This window comes from Streptomyces sp. P9(2023), from assembly GCF_032436795.1.
Taxonomy (GTDB): domain Bacteria; phylum Actinomycetota; class Actinomycetes; order Streptomycetales; family Streptomycetaceae; genus Streptomyces.
On sequence record NZ_JAUPWM010000334.1, the window covers coordinates 1 to 292 of the forward strand.

Below are 292 nucleotides of genomic sequence, written 5' to 3' on the forward strand. Positions count from 1 at the left end.
GATGTGGTCACCGGCCATGCAGATGAGTGACGCCGCCGACGCGGCCAGCCCATCCACGGTGACGAGGACGCGGGCACGGTGCCGACGCAGCGCATTCATGATCGCCACACCATCCCAGGCAGCGCCGCCCGGAGAGTTCACGTACAGGTTGATCTGATCGACATCGAGCGCCGCGATCTGCTCGGCAAAGTCCTTGGCGGACACACCACCCCATCTCCCGATGTCGCCGTAGATGCGGACATCAGCCACGGTCTCGGTACCACCATCAGCCCTCATCTCGATCGAGCAGTAG

The 292-nt window shown here is 64.0% G+C and carries 1 protein-coding gene; it reads right to left on the bottom strand.

Annotated features, from left to right (window positions below):
- A partial coding sequence (locus Q5762_RS37845) for an ATP-dependent Clp protease proteolytic subunit (RefSeq protein ID WP_315896846.1) occupies nucleotides 1–249 on the bottom strand: 249 nt, incomplete at its 3' end.
- Nucleotides 250–292: the final 43 nt, after the last annotated feature.